This window comes from Streptomyces sp. NPDC025618 (genome assembly GCF_055558795.1).
This window is the reverse complement of the sequence record NZ_JBVHLW010000028.1, coordinates 41209-56649: the sequence shown is the minus strand read 5'-3', so window position 1 is coordinate 56649 and position 15441 is coordinate 41209. Positions and strand designations below refer to the sequence as shown.

Genomic DNA, 15441 nt, shown 5'->3' with positions numbered 1-15441 from the left:
GGAAGTGAACCGAGTGGCTCAGCGGGACTCGGGGCCTGCCAGGTGGCGGGCGATGACCAACCGCTGGATCTGGTTGGTGCCCTCCACGATCTGGAGCATCTTCGCCTCGCGCATGTAGCGCTCCGCGGGGAAGTCCGCGGTGTAGCCGTAGCCGCCGAGGAGCTGTACGGCGTCGGTGGTCACGCGCATCGCGGCGTCGGTGCAGAAGAGCTTGGCCATGGCCGCCTGCTTGGAGAAGGGCAGGCCCGCGTCGCGCAGGCGCGCCGCGGCGAGGTAGAGGGCGCGGCCCGCCTCGATCTGGGTGGCCATGTCGGCGAGCATGAAGCGCAGGCCCTGGAAGTCCACCAGGGGGCGGCCGAACTGCTGCCGCTCGGCGAGGAAGGACAGCGCCTCGTCCAGCGCCGCCTGGGCGATCCCGACGGCACAGGCCGCGATGCCGAGCCGGCCGGAGTCGAGGGCGGACAGCGCGATCGCGAAGCCCTGCCCCTCCTCGCCGATGCGCCGCGCGTCGGGGACCCGTACGCCGTCGAAGTGGATCTGCGCGGTGGGCGAGCCCTTCATGCCCATCTTCCGCTCGGGCGCCGCCGCCGACAGGCCGGGCGCGTCCCCCGGCACGAGGAACGCGGTGATGCCGTGGGCGCCCTCACCGCCCGTGCGGGCCAGGACGGTGTAGAAGTCCGCGATGCCGCCGTGGGTGATCCACGCCTTGGTGCCCTCCAGCGTCCAGGCGTCGCCGTCGCGCTTGGCGCGGGTGCGCAGTGACGCGGCGTCGGATCCCGCCGACGGCTCGGAGAGACAGTAGGCGCCGAGCAGTCCGCCGCCGAGCATCGCGGGCAAATGCTCGGCCCGCTGCTCCTTGCTGCCGTAGCCGGCGAGCGCGTGGCAGGCGAGGGTGTGCACGCTGACGCCGAGGCCCACCGTGAGGCGGGCGGCGGCGAGTTCCTCCAGGACCTGGAGGTAGACCTCGTACGGCTGGTCGCCGCCGCCGAACTCCTCGGCGTAGGGCAGCGCGAGCAGTCCGGAGGTGGAGAGCAGGCGGAAGACCTCGCGCGGGAAGCGTCCGGCGTCCTCCTCCTCGGCCGCCTGGGGCTCGATCTCCCGCTGCACCAGATCACGTACGAGCGCGATCAGGTCGCGGGCCTCCTCGGTGGGCAGTTGACGCTCCACCGGCTGCGGGCCGTGGTCGGTCATGGCGGCGCTCTCCTCCCTGTCGGGCGCTGCGGCGACGGGAGCGCAAGGGTGTGTTTCCCGCCGTCCGTGGTGCCCAGCCCATGGTCCCCCGCCGGGTCGCGGCACCGGGTGACCTGCGGCTGTGGCGGGTTGGAGTATGCCCGATCGGCGGCCGGACGTCACGGGTTGACAAATCCGGTGGGAGTGCCAGGACGGGATTGGTCCAAACCATTGACCGTACTGGTCTAGTCCTTCTACGGTTTGCGCACCGTTCACCGCGTTCATGCCAACGCAACGAAACGCGTGTGCGTCACCCCCAGCTCTCCCCACCCCACCGAGGAGAACCATGTACGGACCGCACCAGAACACCCCCCGCCGCCGCGCCCGGACGCTGCTCGCGGCCTTCGCCGCCGCCGGAGCGATGCTCGCGTCCACGCTGCTCACCGGCACGGCGGGCGCGGCCGCCGCGGACAGCGGCGGCACCGACACCGGCGACGCCTCCGCCGGGCACCGGGTCGTCGGCTACTTCACCGACTGGGGCGTCTACGGCCGCAATTACCACGTGAAGAACATCGAGACCTCCGGATCCGCGGCCAAACTCACCCACATCAACTACGCCTTCGGCAACGTCACCGGCGGCAAGTGCGCGGTCGGCGACTCCTACGCCGACTACGACCGTGCCTACGATGCGGCGGGCAGCGTCGACGGCCAGGCCGACACCTGGGACAACGGTGCCCTGCGCGGCAACTTCAACCAGCTGCGCAAGCTCAAGAAGCTCCACCCCAACCTCAAGGTCATCTGGTCCTTCGGCGGCTGGACCTGGTCGGGCGGCTTCGGCGAGGCCGCGAAGAACCCGGCCGCGTTCGCCGACTCCTGTTACAACCTCGTCAAGGACCCGCGCTGGGCCGATGTCTTCGACGGCATCGACATCGACTGGGAGTACCCGGGCGCCTGCGGCCTGACCTGCGACACCAGTGGCCGGGACGCCTTCCGCGACGTGATGGCGGCGCTGCGCACGCGGTTCGGCGGCAACAACCTGGTCACCGCGGCGATCACGGCGGACGGCTCGGCGGGCGGCAAGCTGGAGGCCGCCGACTACGCGGGCGCGGCCCGCTACGTCGACTGGTACAACCCCATGACCTACGACTTCTTCGGCGCCTGGGACGCCAAGGGCCCGACGGCCCCGCACTCCCCGCTGACCACGTACAACGCCATCCCCAAGGCCGGATTCGACACCGACACCGCGATCAGCAAGCTCCTCTCCATGGGTGTGCCGCCGTCGAAGCTCCTGCTGGGCATCGGCTTCTACGGCCGCGGCTGGACGGGCGTGACGCAGGCGGCGCCGGGCGGCAGCGCGACGGGGCCGGCCGCGGGCACGTACGAGCAGGGCATCGACGACTACAAGGTCCTCAAGTCCAAGTGCCCGGCCACGGGCACCGTGGCCGGGACCGCCTACGCCGCGTGCGGCAGCGACTGGTGGAGCTACGACACCCCCGCCACGATCGCCGGGAAGATGGCCTACAAGAACCAGCGGGCCCTGGGCGGGACGTTCTTCTGGGAGCTGAGCGGTGACACGGCGGACGGAGAGCTGATCAAGGCGATCAACTGACCTGACGCCAGGGCCGGTCCCGCGCCCGCGGGACCGGCCGGCTTCCCCTCGGGCGCCCCTCCACGCAGTGATCACATGCGGTCAGGCGCGCCCTGGCGGGCGGCGCCCGTCACTTCGCGAGGAAGGCCCGTACCTGGCTCGCGACCGTTGAGTCCGTCAGCAGGTCGTTGTGCTTCAGGCAGCCGGCCGTCCGCGTGTTCACGGCACCCGCCAGCGCGGTGCTGGAGACCGGGGCGATCTGCTCGTCGCACGACGACCACCACGTGGCGTAGCGCGCCGGCCCGGGCGTCTCGGAGCCCGCGTTGAGGTGGGAGAGGACGTACGACCCGGGGGTCATGTCCCGGCACCCCTGGTCCCAGAGCGCGCACAGGTACGCCAGGGCGGTGCCGTGATTGGGGCCGGCCAGCGACACCCAGTGCGCGATCCTGGCGCCGCCTCCGGCGGACTCGACGTACCAGCGGGAGGGCAGGCTGCCCAGGCTGTGGGCGACGATGTCCGCCTTCGACGCACCGGTGCGGGCCAGCACGGCGTCGACGTGGGCGGCCAGTTGACCGGCCAGCACCTCGTTGGCCGATCTGGTGGTGTCGTACGACCAGGCGTCGAGCCGGTCCGCGGGATACCCGGCCCGGACGAAGCCGGCGCGCATGCCGTCCCATACGCCGGGTCCCGCGTTGCGGCCGTGCACGAAGATCACCGGGTTCGGCGGGGCCGCCGCCCCGGCCGGGACGGCGCCGAGGGCGGATGCCGTGAGAAGGACCGGCAGGAGGGCGGCGAGGACGCGTCGCATGCGGAAGCCCTTTCCCGGGTGGGCTGTCGGCAGGGGCACGCACTATGTCAGCAACTCCCCGAACGGGGAAGCCTCCTTCGCCTCACAGCTCCTTCCGCAGCGGCGCCGGGCACGTCGGCTCGAAGTCCTCGATCGCGCGGAGGGTGTCGCCCAGGCCGCGTACGAGCAGCGAGCGCACCGTCTCGCGCGGGAGCTCCTCGGTGCGCAGCCAGTCCAGGGTGACGCCCTCGACGCTGGAGAACCAGCCGATCAGCGCGGTGCGGGCGATGACGGGGAGGTCCCGGCGGCCCCAGGCGCCTTCGGCGATCGCGGCCAGCAGCCGTTCGCGGACGCCGTCGCGCAGGGCCAGGACCTCCTCGTCGAAGCCGACGCCGCCGGTGACGACCGCGCGGTAGGCGGCCTGGTGGTGCTGCGCGTAGCGGAGGTAGCCGTCGATGGTGTGGCTGACGCGGTCGGCCGGGGGCAGGTCGTGGGTGGCGGCCGCGCGCTGGGCGAGCTCGGCGACGGAGTCCTCGATGATGGCGAGGTAGTAGCCGCGCTTGTTCTTGAAGTAGTAGTAGATCAGGCCCTTGGCGACACCGGCGTGCCGCGCGATGTCGTCCATCGAGAGCGCGTCGTAGGACGTGTCGGCGAACAACTTCCGGCCGATCGCGATGAGTTCGGAGCGTCTCGCCTGGGAGCGGTCGGTCCCAGGCTGTTGACTATTATTCAAATTCGGCCCTAGTCTCCCGTCACCGGACGTCCGCAGTATGGCAGAAGCCACACTCCTCACTTCCTTACGGGAGGGCGCAGTGAGCGGAACCGACCGACGCCTGCCGGAGGGCAGAACCCGCTGGAGGAAGACGGCCGTGGTGGCCGTCCCCGCCCTCGCCGCCGTGGCCGCGATGGCGACGGCGATGGCACAGGGCGCGCTGGCCGCGTCCTTCGCGGTATCCGGCACCAACTTCCAGGTGCAGTCAGGGAAGCTGACGAGCAAGGGGCTCTCCTCGTTCGTCCAGACCGACCGCTCCGTGGACGGCAAGGGCCACCCGGTGTCGCTGCTGGGCATCGGCGACGCGCGGCTGAGCGACATCTGCCAGTCCGCGTCCGTGCCCACGCCGCTGGGGAACGTGGTCTTCAAACTCACCGCGGGCGGCGGCGCGGGCGAGGTGAGCGCGAGCAAACTGGTCATCGACGGCGAGGACCTCGTCGGCGACGCCACCTTCGGCACCGCCCAGATCGGCCGGGACGCCTCCACCCTCGACGCGGTGCCGGACGTCAAGGGCGAGGCGGGCCGGTTCGGGCTCCAGGCCGGGGACATCACGGTGGCCGGGGTGCGCTCGCACGCCTGGTCCGCGACCGGCGGCAACTTCCGGCTGCCGGGGCTGCGGCTGAACGTGAGCCTGGACGGCAAGAAGTGCTTCTGAGCGGCCGGTTCAGCACGGCGGTGGAGCGGCGGCTGCCATGGCCGGAGCGGCGGCGGAGGTTCCGGGCATGGCGGCGCACCCGGCCCTTCTGGGCCGGGCTGCTGCTCGTGCTCGGCGGGACGGAGCTGCTGGTCGTGCCGCTGTCCCCGGTGCCCGTGCTGGTCAGCCTGGGCCTGGGCGGGCTCGCCGCGCTCGGGATCGGGCTGGCGCTGATCGTCGCCGGGGTGTTCCTGTGGTGCGTGCCGTCGGCGCGGCACTACGTGAGCATCAACGCCCTGATCCTGTCCGTCCTCTCCTTCGCCGCGACCAACCTGGGCGGCTTCCTGGTCGGCACGCTGCTGGGGATCGCGGGCAGCGCCATGGGCTTCGGCTGGACCCCGGCCGAGCGCCGGGAGGCCGGGCCGGGGCCGTCCCGGACGCTGTCGGTCGCGCTGCCGTTCGTGCTGGTGGCGGCGGTCGGCGCCCCGGCGGCGGACCGCGCGGAGGCGGTGCCGCGCGGCGCCTCCGGCGTCCCGGCCGCGGCGGTCCCGCCGGCCGTGCGCACGTCGCTCTTCGCGCCGCGCGGCTTCGCGTTCGGCGGGGTCACCCAGGTGCCCACGGCCAAGGGGCCGTTGAAGGTGCTGGTCCTCAAGATGGGCTCCGCCTCGCTGAAGGACTACCGGATGACCACGCGGGACGGCGGCGCGGAGCTGTCCCTCGGGGCGCGCACGCTGGACCTGAGCGGCGATGTGACGCTCTATCTCACGAAGTTCAGCGGGTGCCTGGAGGGCCTGCTGTGCGTGACCTTCTCCCCCGACGGGCTTCCCGTGCCGCCGGTGATCCCGCCCTTCGTCTTCATGACGGACGTCCACGCCGAACAGGCGCTGGTCACCTCGGACACCATCGGGGCCGACGGACTGCGGGTGGGGGTGACGCCTCCCGGCGCGTGAGGGCCGGGCCCGGCTGCCCGCGGCCCCGCGGGGCGTGCGCATTACGCTGAACCGACTTGGACCCCGAGCCGCAGCGACGAGGAGCACCGCACCATGACCGCCCCGCTCGACCTCGCCTTCTTCCACCGGTTCCTCGACCGCGCCACGCGCGTCCTCGTCGCGGATGCCGCGTATCTGACCGACCTCGACGCCGCCATCGGCGACGCCGACCACGGCGCCAACCTCAAGCGCGGCTTCACCTCCGCCGCCGACGCCCTGGCCGCCGAGGCGCCCGCCACGCCGGGCGCCCTGCTCACCGCCGTGGGCGTGCACCTCACCAACACCGTGGGCGGCGCCTCCGGCCCCCTGTACGGGACGGTCCTGCGCCGGATGGGCAAGATCCTCGGCGACGACGCCGTGGTCGAACCCGCGACGCTGGGGCGGGCGCTGGCCGCGGCCGTGGCGAGCGTGCGGCGCCTCGGTGACGCGGCGCCCGGTGACAAGACGATGGTCGACGCGTTGCAGCCGGCCGCGGACGCGTACGCCGAGGCCCTGGCGGACGGCGGCGTGACGGCGGCGCTGGACGCGGCGGCGCGGGCGGCCCGCGCGGGTGCGGAGGCAACCATTCCGCTGCGGGCGCGGCGCGGCCGGGCCAGCTATCTGGGCGACCGCAGCATCGGCCACCAGGACCCGGGCGCCACCTCGTCGGCGCTGCTGGTGACCGCGCTGTACGAGGCCACCGACCCGGAGCTGTGCGCGGCGCCCGTCGAGGCGAGCGAGGCGCCCGCGCCGGAGCCCGAGCGCGCGCCGGGCCGGGTCGGCGTGGTGCTGGTCTCGCACAGCCGCGATGTGGCCGCCTCCACGGCCGCGCTCGCCCGCGCCCTGACCGGGTCCCCCTCCCCCGCGCCGGTCGCCGGGGCGGGCGGGCTGCCGGACGGCTCGGTCGGCACCAGCGCGGAGCTGGTCCGCGCGGCGGTCACGGGGGTGGACGAGGGCGCGGGTGTGGTGGTGCTGTGCGACATGGGCAGCGCGGTGCTCACGGTCAAGGCGCTGCTGGCCGACGGCTCGCTGGGCGCCGCCGACGTACGCGTCGCGGACGCCCCCTTCGTGGAGGGCGCGGTCACCGCCGTGGTGACGGCGTCCGCCGGTGGTGACCTGGCGACGGTGCTCGCGGCGACCGACGACGCGCGGACGTACCGCAAACTCTGAGGCAACCCGGGGTCAAGATCGCACCGGGTGGCCGAGGCGCGGCGGCCGTGGAAGGCTGGAGCTGGCGAAATACCCTATGCAGCCCATTTCCGGCGTGGAGGTCCCGCCACGGTGTCGTCGCGCAGCAGGCCTTTCGCGCTCGTCCTCGTCTATCTCCTGGTCATCGTGGCCGTCGATCTGACGACCCCGTCCAATCTCCGGCTGGACGTCTTCGCGGCGCTCGCGCCGATGACGGCGGCCGCGGTGTGCACGTATCAGCAGACGGTCTTCGTCGGCGTCCTGGACTTCTGCCTGATGGTGGCGCACCACGGCGTGCTCAACAGCGACGTGGCGGTCAACCGCGTCGGCTCCTTCGTGGGCAACGCCCTGATGGTGGGCGCGAGCATCGCGGTGGCCCGGCTCCGGCGCGACGGCGAGGACCTGCTGGAGCGGGTGCGGGCCACCGGGGAGGCCGCGCAGCGGGCGCTGTTGCGGCCCCTGCCGCTGCGCACGCACAGCGTGGTGGTGGACGGCTTCTATGTGTCGTCCCAGCGGGAGGCGCTGGTCGGCGGCGACCTCTACGAGGTCGTCGACACGCCGTACGGCACCCGGGTGCTGATCGGTGACGTACGGGGCAAGGGCCTGGGCACCCTGGGCGCGGGGGCCGCGGTACTGACGGCGTTCCGGGAGGCCGCCTACCACCGGCGCGACCTGGAGAGCGGGGTGGAGGCGATGGAGCAGGGGCTCTACCGCTACCACCGGTCGGCGGCGTACGAGGCGAGGTCCACGGGCGCGGAGGACACGGCGCTGCGCGCGTCGGAGGAGTTCGTGACGGCGCTGGTGTTCGGGACCGAGGAGGCGGCCGCGCCGGAGGCCGGGGCGGTGCCCGTGGTGTTCGTCGACTGCGGTCACGTGGCGCCGTTCCTCATCGGCCCGGAGGGCGGGGTGCGGGAGCTGGAGACCCCGGACCCGGGGCTGCCGCTGGGCCTGGGCGACCTGGCCACGGCGGCGCGCACCACGCAACGGGTCGAGCTGCCCGCCGGCAGCCGGGTGCTCGCCTGCACCGACGGCGTCACCGAGGCCCGCGCGCCGGACGGCGGTTTCTACCCCCTGGCCGAACGGCTGGACGCGTGGGCCACGCTGTCGACCTCCGAGCTGCTGGAGCGGCTGCGCGCGGATCTCGACGCGCACACGGGCGGGAAGTTGCAGGACGACGCGGCCGTGCTGGTGATGGAGCGGGTGCCGGTGGGCTGCGGCTGAGCCCAGGGGCGAATTTCCGGAAACAACCGGGGTATCGAGCCGGACTTCACGTGATGGCCGCACCTTTCACGCCTCCCAGCAGGCCGGGTGAAGTCCACTGCGGTCCGGCAGCGCCCTGAAGGGCGCGGGGAGGCGTCGATGTGCCGCTCCGCCGCGTGGGCGCGACCGGCCACGACGGCGCCACGGACGACCGACGGCACCTCGCGGCACGCCCAGCGGAGCGCTCAGCGGCTGAACAGCTCGAAAGCCACCCCCGGCCGTCCTCCGAAGCGCTCCGCCACCGCCTTCATGTTGCCTTCCAGGAACTTCCGGCAGTACGTCTCCGGGTCGTCCTTCGTCAGCGCCTCGATATAGGTGCGGTGACAGAGCAGGGACGCCACGGCCCGGTCGAGGCCCGCGCTCGCGTCGACGGCGTGGGTGGGGTGCGGGGAGCCCGCGACGGCCACATAACGGACGCCGTCCCAGGGCAGCAGGCCCTCGTCGGTGAGCTCGGGGAAGATCCAGCGGTTGCCCGCGTCACCCACGGCGTCCAGCACCGCCCGGCCGACGGCCCGGTGGTCGGGGGTGTTCCAGTAGACGCCGCCCCACGTGTCGTGGTGGTTGAGGGTCAGGACGAGTTCGGGCCGGTGGCGGCGGATGGCGGCCGCGAAGTCGCGGCGCAGCCTGGGCCCGTACTCGATGACACCGTCGCGGTGCCCCAGGAACTCCACGGCCCGCACGCCGACGACCGCGGCGGAGGCGCGCTGTTCCGTCTCCCGCAGCGGCCCGGCCTCGGCCGGGGCGAGCGTGTCGATGCCCGCCTCCCCGGCGCTGGCCAGCACGTACACACACTCGCGGCCGTCGTCGAGCCAGGTCGCGACGGCCGCGGAGGCACCGTATTCCAGGTCGTCGGGGTGGGCGACGACGGCCAGGGCGCGCCGCCAGTCGGTGGGCATCTCCTTGAGCTGGTCCGCCATGGCGGTCTCCTTCGCTCGTCGACTCGGCTCGGGCAGCGTACGTCGTGATTCCTCGCGACGCGCGGGAACCGGGTGGGCCGACGGTCCGACTACCTGTCCGGACCCGCGCGGACGGGTCCGCGCGGATGTCGAGTTCTGGAGTGTTTTCTGATGCGCCCTCGTGTGTGGTGCGGTGTGCTGGCCGCTGTGGCCCTGTCGGCGACGGCTTGCGGCAGTGGCGGTGCGAAGAAGTCCGACGACGCGGGGGCCGAGTCCTCGGCACGCGCGGGCTTCCCGGTGACCGTCTCCGACTGCATGGGGGCGAGGACGACGTTCGACTCCGCGCCGAAGAAGATCGTCACCAGCAACGCGGCGAGCCTGGAGCTGCTGATGTGGCTGGGCGCGGGCGACAAGCTGGCCGGTACGGGCTTCCCGCCCGGCAAGGGCACGCTGCCCGAGCAGTTCGCGGACCAGGCGGCGAAGGTCCCCGTGCTGGGGAAGATGGGCATCCCCAAGGAGAAGCTGCTGGCCTCGGGCGCGGACCTCTACGTCGACTCGTTCTCCTCCATGAAGAACATGGGGAAGATGGGCGACGCCCCCACGGCCAAGGAGTTCGAGGCGGCGGGCATCAAGCACGTCTTCCTCAAGTCGTCGGCCTGCGCGTCGATGAGCAAGGCGCCGCGCACCGACCTCTCCGGCGTGGAGGCCGACGTCCTGGAGATGGGCAAGGTCACCGGCACCTCCGCCCGCGCCGACGAACTGGTCGGCCAGATGCGCAAGAAGACCGACACCGTCCGCGACGCGCTCAAGGACGTGCCCGAGGCGAAGCGGCCGACGTATTTCTTCTTCGACTACGACGCCGGCACCAAGCAGCCCATGGCGGTGTGCAACCGGCAGGTGGCCAACGCGGTGATCACCCAGGCCGGCGGCCGGAACGTCTTCGCCGGCTGCGACGGCGACTTCAAGCCGGTGGGCTGGGAGGACGTCGTCGCCAAGAACCCCGACTGGATCCAGCTCGGCGTCCGCAACCGCGGCAGCGAGGAGGCCGACAAGAAGGCGTTCGACGAAGCAGCCGACTTCCTGCGCACCTTCCCCGCGACCAAGGACCTCACCGCCGTCAAGGAGGGCCGCTTCGTACGCATCGGCTCCGAGCGGACCACGATCGGCGGGGTGCGCAGCGCCGACACCGTGCGCGAGATCGCGCACACGCTCCACCCGGACCTGGTGAAGTAGGTGGCCGCGCTCGCCACGGCCGCGGAGGCGGAGCAAGAGCGTGAACGCGAGCCGGGCGCGCGGGCCGGGTGGGTCGGCGCCGTGCTGGGCGTCGCCCTGGTGACCGCGCTGACCGCGTCCGTGTGCCTGGGCTCGACGGACGTCCCGCTCGGCGAGGTGTGGTCCTCGGTGACGCGCGGCATCCGCGGCGCGGACCCGGTGCCGGGCACCCAGGACCTCATCGTGTGGCAGCTGCGCGTGCCGCGCGCGCTGCTCGCGGCCGTGGTGGGCGCGGGCCTGGGCCTGGTCGGCACGGCCGTCCAGGCCCTGGTCCGCAATCCGCTCGCGGACCCCTATCTGCTCGGCATCTCCAGCGGCGCGTCACTGGGCGCGGTCGCGGCGATCGTGCTGGGCGCGGGTGCGGGCGGGCTGCTCGGGCTCGGCCTGTCCTCGGCGGCCTTCGCCGGGGCGCTGGCGTCCTTCGCGCTGGTGTGGGCCATGGCCCGCCGGGGCGGCGGGTTCTCGCCGCTGCGCCTGGTGCTGTCGGGGGTGGGCATCGGGCAGTTCCTGTCGGGCTTCACCCACTATCTGGTGCTCCAGGCCGGGGACGACCAGCAGACGCACGGGGTGCTGTTCTGGCTGATGGGTTCGCTGGGCGGCGCCCAGTGGTCCACCCTCGCGCTGCCCGTGGTCGCGGTGCTGCTCGGCCTGGTGGCCCTGGTGGCCCGCGCCCGGGCCCTCGACGCGATGCTGATGGGCGACGAGACGGCGGCCGGGCTGGGCGTGGACGTCGTCCGGCTGCGGCGCGAGCTGTTCGTGGTCACCAGCGTGCTCACCGGTGTGCTGGTCTCGGTGTCCGGGGCGATCGGCTTCGTGGGCCTGATGGTGCCGCACGTCTGCCGGATGGTGGTGGGCGGCGCCCACCGCCGGCTGCTGCCGGTGGCGGCGCTGTTCGGCGCCGTGCTCCTGGTGGTCGTCGACCTCCTGGCCCGTACGGCCCTGCCGGACCAGGAGCTGCCGGTGGGCGTGGTCACCGCGCTCATCGGCGCGCCGACGCTGCTGTATCTGCTGGACCGACGGCTGGAGCGGGGGTAGCGGCGTGCGTGTCACCATCGAAGGACTCGAAGTGGCCCTGTCCGGGCGGACGGTGGTCTCCGGCGTGGACCTGCTCGCGGAGGACGGCGAGATCGCGGGACTGATCGGCCCGAACGGCAGCGGGAAGTCGACCCTCCTGCGCACCGTCTACCGCTATCTCCGCCCGCACGCCGGACGCGTCCTGCTCGGCGGTACGGACGTCCGCTCCCTGACGACGGCGGAGTCGGCCCGCCTGGTGGCCGCCCTGCCGCAGGAGCGCGGCAGCGACTTCGAACTGTCGGTCCGCGCGGTCGTGGCCATGGGCCGCACCCCCTACAAGCGGGCGTTCGCGGCCGAGGACCGCACGGACGCGGACCTGGTCGCGGCGGCCCTGGAACAGGTCGGCATGGCCGGCGCGGGCACCCGCCGCTTCTCGGCCCTCTCCGGAGGCGAACGCCAACGGGTGCTGCTGGCAAGGGCACTCGCGCAGGACCCCCGCGTACTCGTCCTGGACGAGCCGACCAACCACCTCGATGTCCAGCACCAGGTGGAACTCCTGGCACTGCTGCGCGCGCAGCGCCGTACGACGCTTCTCTCCTTGCACGACCTCAACGCGGCGGCGTCGCTGTGCGACCGCTTGCACGTACTGCACGAAGGGGCGCTGGTGGCGTCGGGTCCACCGCGCGACGTCCTGACGCCGGGGCTGCTGGCGGAGGTCTTCGGGGTGCGGGCGGCGGTGGTGGATCATCCGCTGACGGGGGATCCGCTGATCGCTTTCGATCATCGGGGGGCTGGGCGGTAGTTGTCGCCTGAGGCGATCTCGCTTCGCCCCGCTTTCGTCGCGCCCGGGAGCGGTAGCGTGGGGCCATGGTGACGGAACACCTGGGCGACCGGTTGGGCAGGCTCCGCAAGCTTGCCGACCTCACGCAAGAGGGGCTGGCGGAGCGGTCCGGCGTGTCCGTGGACGTGGTCCGCAAGCTTGAGCAGAAGCGGAAGCACAGCGCACGCCTGCCGACCCTGCACGCGCTGTCCCGGGGACTGGGCGTCGAACTGACAACCCTCCTCGGAGACCCGCCCGGAGTCCCGTCCACCGGAGACGCCGACCCTCCTCAGTTGGTTGCTCTGCGTCGCGCGATCATGCCCCCGCTGTTCGCCCCGCCTCCGGAGCCGAACGGCGCCGAGCGACTGACCGCGCCTCTTCTGAGACGCGAGATCTCCGACAGCTGGACCCTTTACCACGACGCCGATTTCGGTCGGCTCATGGAGATGCTGCCCGGCATCATCTCCGACGCGCGCTTCGCTGCCGCTGTGGGGAACGTGGACGAACGCGCGGCGGCGCAGGCCGCATTGGGCAAGGCGCTGCAATTGGCCGGGCACCTCGCCATCCGCCTGGGGAAGACCGACCTCGCGCTGAGCGCACTTGAGCGCGCCATGAGCGCCGCCTCGGACTCCTCGGACCCGTTGCTCGCACCGATGATCAGCAACAGCGTGGCCTGGAACTACCAGCGGCAGAACCGGCTCGACGACGCCGAGCGCCTTGCCGTGTACGCCGCCGATTCGGTCGAGAAGGAGCATGGGAAGAACGCCGAGGGGTTGAGGGTCTGGGGTGCGCTCATCATGTCCGCCGCCACATCCGCCGCCCGCGCCGGCGACTACGCGACAGCGAACGACATGATGAACACAGCGGAGAACGCCACCCACAAACTGGCCACGCTCCCTCCTCCCGCCGACGGAAAGATGGTGTCGGTGTTCAGCCGCTCATCCGTACGGATCGAGCGCGTCCGCCTCGCCGTCCAGCACGCACGGCCCGAAGAAGCGCTGGCACTGGCCAAGGGAATGCGCCTCAGCGCCGATACTCCCCCTTCCTGGCGCACGTGGCTCCTGTTGGACGTCGCCCGAGCACACACGGACCTGGGCGACGCCGAGGGCGCCGTGCAGGCACTTGAGAAGCTTCGGCAGATCGCCCCGGCCTGGGTGCGGCACCACACGCTCGCCGTGGCGATCGTCAGCGACCTGTGGGCAGGCTCGTACCGCCCGCCCGGCCTGCGGAAGCTCGCCGAGTTCCTGGGCGTCGCCAACTAAGCCCGCGAAACTAGGACGTTGCGTCCCTGTCTCGCTCCCGCCTCTCAGGGTTTGCTGGCCTGACGCACGTACCCCCGCGACCGTCCGACCGGCCCGGGGGCGTGGACCACCCGAGAAGGACGAGCAGGCAGCCATGACAGAGCATAAGCAGGCGCAGCCCACACCGGACACCCCAGCACGAACCGACCATCGCACACCCAGCCACCCGCCCGCCGAGGCCCCCGAGGAACGGACACGGGCCCGACGGATCTTCCAGGTCGGCCCGTACACCGTGGAGACACACCACGAGAGGCCGCCATGCTGATGCCACGCCCACTCAGCCCCGCCTACGCGGCCGCACCGACCGTCTCCCCGCCGCTGTCGCCGACTGCCGGCTCCATCCACCACCCGACAGACTGGAGCCGCACCATGGGTGGAGAGAACGAGGTCAACGGGTACGACGTATTCGAGGAAGAGATCGTGACCCCGACCCCACAGCCGGAGGAGGGCGACGGCGACGATGACTGACGAGCCCGTCCCGGACGAGCCGCCGAGCAACCGGTTCCTGATCAGAATGCTGATCAAGCGCGATCTGCCCGACCGGTCCGGGCCCTCCGAGTGGTGCGGCAAGCATCCGAAGGAGCGGACACGGCTCGTGGTCCGTACGGGATGGGTCTGTCTCGACTGCGTCGGGGAGAAGAGCAGGAAGCAACCGTAAACCGGTCACGGCTCGTGCCCCGTCCGCGCCCTCGTCGCGAGGCGTGGGGATGGGGCTTCTCGCTGGTCGGGCGGGTGCGGGCCCTGCCCGCTCCCGGAGGTCCCCGCGGCGGAGCCGCACATCAGACGCGGCCGGGGAGGCGGCAGGCCCGCCCCACACACCCCGTACCCAAAGCCCCGCTCAAGCCACCGCTTCGAAATGGCTCGGCCGCCCGCCCGACGACACCAGCCGCCCCACCCGCTCCGCGTCCACCCGCCGCATCAAACGAGCCTCTCCCCCCGGCCCCCGGAGCACAGCTCCGTGCCACGGCGTGGCCCACGCGTCCGCCGAATCCAGCAGCCGGATGCCGAACTTCTCCGAGCCCGCCCGCTGTGGATGGATGGACAGCCGTACCGAGCGCGGATGGCAGTCGGCGATGAGGTCGCCCCACGCGCGGCTCCGCGCGATGACGCCGTACGCCCGCCGCTTGCACTCGCGCTGGAGCGCGGAGTTCGTGCCGGTGAAGTCCGCCGTGTCCTCGAAGAGGAAGCGGGTGATGCCGCGGTAGAGCCGCAGGGTCTCCTCGTCGCCGGCGCGGACCTGCGCGCGCAGGGCGTCGAGTGAGGGGGCGTACGCGGCGGTGACCAACTCCCGCTTGGTGTCGTGGTCGAGGTCGCCGTGCACGTCGCGCATGTCGAAGGTGTCGAGGTGGCGCAGCCGTTCGCGGTCGATCAGGGCGCGCAGTTCGTCGCCGTAGGCGTCGATGTGGTCGTCGGGGACCCGGATGAGGTCGCCGAAGATGTGCCCGTCGGAGCAGATGACGATACGGGCCCCGGGCTCGTATATCTCGCCGATGCGGGCGCACAGGCCGTCGAGGAAGCGCAGGGAGAGGCGCTCGCCCTCGTCGGGGAGGTGGCCGAGCACCTTGGCGGGGTTGGGCGACTTGCAGGGGAAGCCGGGGAGGGTGAAGACGATGGTCTCGCCGGAGGACGTGAACTGCCGTATCTGTTCCAGCTGTTCGGGGTGATCGGCGGGTTCGGAGGGGGTCGCCTCCGCCGTGCGGTGGTACGGCAGGAGGAGGCCGAGCACGCGTTCTTCGACGGTGGTGCGGGTCAGGGTCGCTGCGTAGAACAT

16 protein-coding genes and 1 pseudogene are annotated in these 15441 nt (G+C 72.4%); 12 read left to right on the top strand and 5 right to left on the bottom strand.

Annotated features, from left to right (window positions below; all coding sequences use genetic code 11):
• Positions 1–18: 18 nt before the first annotated feature.
• Entirely contained in the window at positions 19–1191 is a 1173-nt protein-coding gene (locus ACZ4A5_RS22410; protein WP_467586787.1) for an acyl-CoA dehydrogenase family protein, read from the bottom strand.
• 325 nt (positions 1192–1516) lie between these two features.
• Here ACZ4A5_RS22410 and ACZ4A5_RS22405 point away from each other — a divergent pair, with 325 nt between their 5' ends.
• Complete coding sequence (locus tag ACZ4A5_RS22405; protein WP_467586784.1) at positions 1517–2779, top strand: glycoside hydrolase family 18 protein; 1263 nt, start codon at positions 1517–1519, stop codon at positions 2777–2779.
• Positions 2780–2888: 109 nt separating this feature from the next.
• Here the strand turns inward: ACZ4A5_RS22405 and ACZ4A5_RS22400 are convergent, their stop codons facing one another.
• Positions 2889–3566, bottom strand: a complete 678-nt coding sequence (locus tag ACZ4A5_RS22400; protein WP_467586781.1) for an esterase/lipase family protein — start codon at positions 3564–3566, stop codon at positions 2889–2891.
• A gap of 82 nt (positions 3567–3648) precedes the next feature.
• The gene (locus tag ACZ4A5_RS22395) at positions 3649–4278 is read right to left on the bottom strand and encodes a TetR/AcrR family transcriptional regulator (protein WP_467586909.1); all 630 of its coding nucleotides are present in this window, start codon (positions 4276–4278) and stop codon (positions 3649–3651) included.
• A gap of 79 nt (positions 4279–4357) precedes the next feature.
• On the opposite strand from ACZ4A5_RS22395, the gene ACZ4A5_RS22390 reads away from it, so the two are divergent.
• The 5 genes and pseudogenes from ACZ4A5_RS22390 to ACZ4A5_RS22370 all read left to right on the top strand — a co-directional run bounded on the left by ACZ4A5_RS22390 (position 4358) and on the right by ACZ4A5_RS22370 (position 8328).
• Positions 4358–4972, top strand: coding sequence for a DUF6230 family protein (locus ACZ4A5_RS22390; RefSeq protein ID WP_467586778.1), 615 nt, complete (start codon positions 4358–4360; stop codon positions 4970–4972).
• Positions 4963–5901 carry a DUF6114 domain-containing protein gene (locus ACZ4A5_RS22385; protein WP_467586775.1) on the top strand — a complete coding sequence of 313 codons (939 nt, stop codon included), beginning with the start codon at positions 4963–4965 and terminating at the stop codon, positions 5899–5901. Before ACZ4A5_RS22390 ends, ACZ4A5_RS22385 begins: the two co-directional genes overlap by 10 nt.
• Positions 5902–5994: 93 nt before the next feature.
• A pseudogene (gene dhaL / locus ACZ4A5_RS22380) lies at positions 5995–6624 on the top strand (dihydroxyacetone kinase subunit DhaL); the annotation flags it as partial.
• On the top strand, positions 6598–7089 hold the full coding sequence (locus ACZ4A5_RS22375; protein ID WP_467586906.1) for a PTS-dependent dihydroxyacetone kinase phosphotransferase subunit DhaM: 492 nt from the start codon (positions 6598–6600) through the stop codon (positions 7087–7089). The pseudogene dhaL and the gene ACZ4A5_RS22375, both read left to right, overlap by 27 nt.
• A gap of 111 nt (positions 7090–7200) precedes the next feature.
• On the top strand, positions 7201–8328 hold the full coding sequence (locus ACZ4A5_RS22370) for a PP2C family protein-serine/threonine phosphatase (RefSeq protein WP_467586772.1): 1128 nt from the start codon (positions 7201–7203) through the stop codon (positions 8326–8328).
• A gap of 224 nt (positions 8329–8552) precedes the next feature.
• Here the strand turns inward: ACZ4A5_RS22370 and ACZ4A5_RS22365 are convergent, their stop codons facing one another.
• Positions 8553–9284, bottom strand: a complete 732-nt coding sequence (locus ACZ4A5_RS22365) for a PIG-L deacetylase family protein (protein ID WP_467586769.1) — start codon at positions 9282–9284, stop codon at positions 8553–8555.
• A gap of 150 nt (positions 9285–9434) precedes the next feature.
• Here ACZ4A5_RS22365 and ACZ4A5_RS22360 point away from each other — a divergent pair, with 150 nt between their 5' ends.
• From ACZ4A5_RS22360 to ACZ4A5_RS22335, 6 genes are all read left to right on the top strand, one after another.
• Positions 9435–10496 (top strand): ABC transporter substrate-binding protein, encoded by a 1062-nt coding sequence (locus ACZ4A5_RS22360; protein WP_467586766.1) that lies wholly within the window; start codon positions 9435–9437, stop codon positions 10494–10496.
• On the top strand, positions 10497–11570 hold the full coding sequence (locus tag ACZ4A5_RS22355; RefSeq protein ID WP_467586763.1) for a FecCD family ABC transporter permease: 1074 nt from the start codon (positions 10497–10499) through the stop codon (positions 11568–11570).
• A gap of 4 nt (positions 11571–11574) precedes the next feature.
• Positions 11575–12351, top strand: coding sequence for an ABC transporter ATP-binding protein (locus tag ACZ4A5_RS22350; RefSeq protein WP_467586758.1), 777 nt, complete (start codon positions 11575–11577; stop codon positions 12349–12351).
• A gap of 65 nt (positions 12352–12416) precedes the next feature.
• The gene (locus ACZ4A5_RS22345) at positions 12417–13631 is read left to right on the top strand and encodes a helix-turn-helix domain-containing protein (protein WP_398871831.1); all 1215 of its coding nucleotides are present in this window, start codon (positions 12417–12419) and stop codon (positions 13629–13631) included.
• Between the two features lie 303 nt (positions 13632–13934).
• The gene (locus ACZ4A5_RS22340; protein ID WP_398871829.1) at positions 13935–14138 is read left to right on the top strand and encodes a hypothetical protein; all 204 of its coding nucleotides are present in this window, start codon (positions 13935–13937) and stop codon (positions 14136–14138) included.
• On the top strand, positions 14131–14328 hold the full coding sequence (locus tag ACZ4A5_RS22335; protein ID WP_467586753.1) for a hypothetical protein: 198 nt from the start codon (positions 14131–14133) through the stop codon (positions 14326–14328). The genes ACZ4A5_RS22340 and ACZ4A5_RS22335 overlap by 8 nt, the downstream gene beginning before the upstream one ends.
• Positions 14329–14508: 180 nt before the next feature.
• On the opposite strand, the gene ACZ4A5_RS22330 is transcribed toward ACZ4A5_RS22335, so the two are convergent.
• Entirely contained in the window at positions 14509–15441 is a 933-nt protein-coding gene (locus ACZ4A5_RS22330) for an L-tyrosine/L-tryptophan isonitrile synthase family protein (protein ID WP_467586750.1), read from the bottom strand.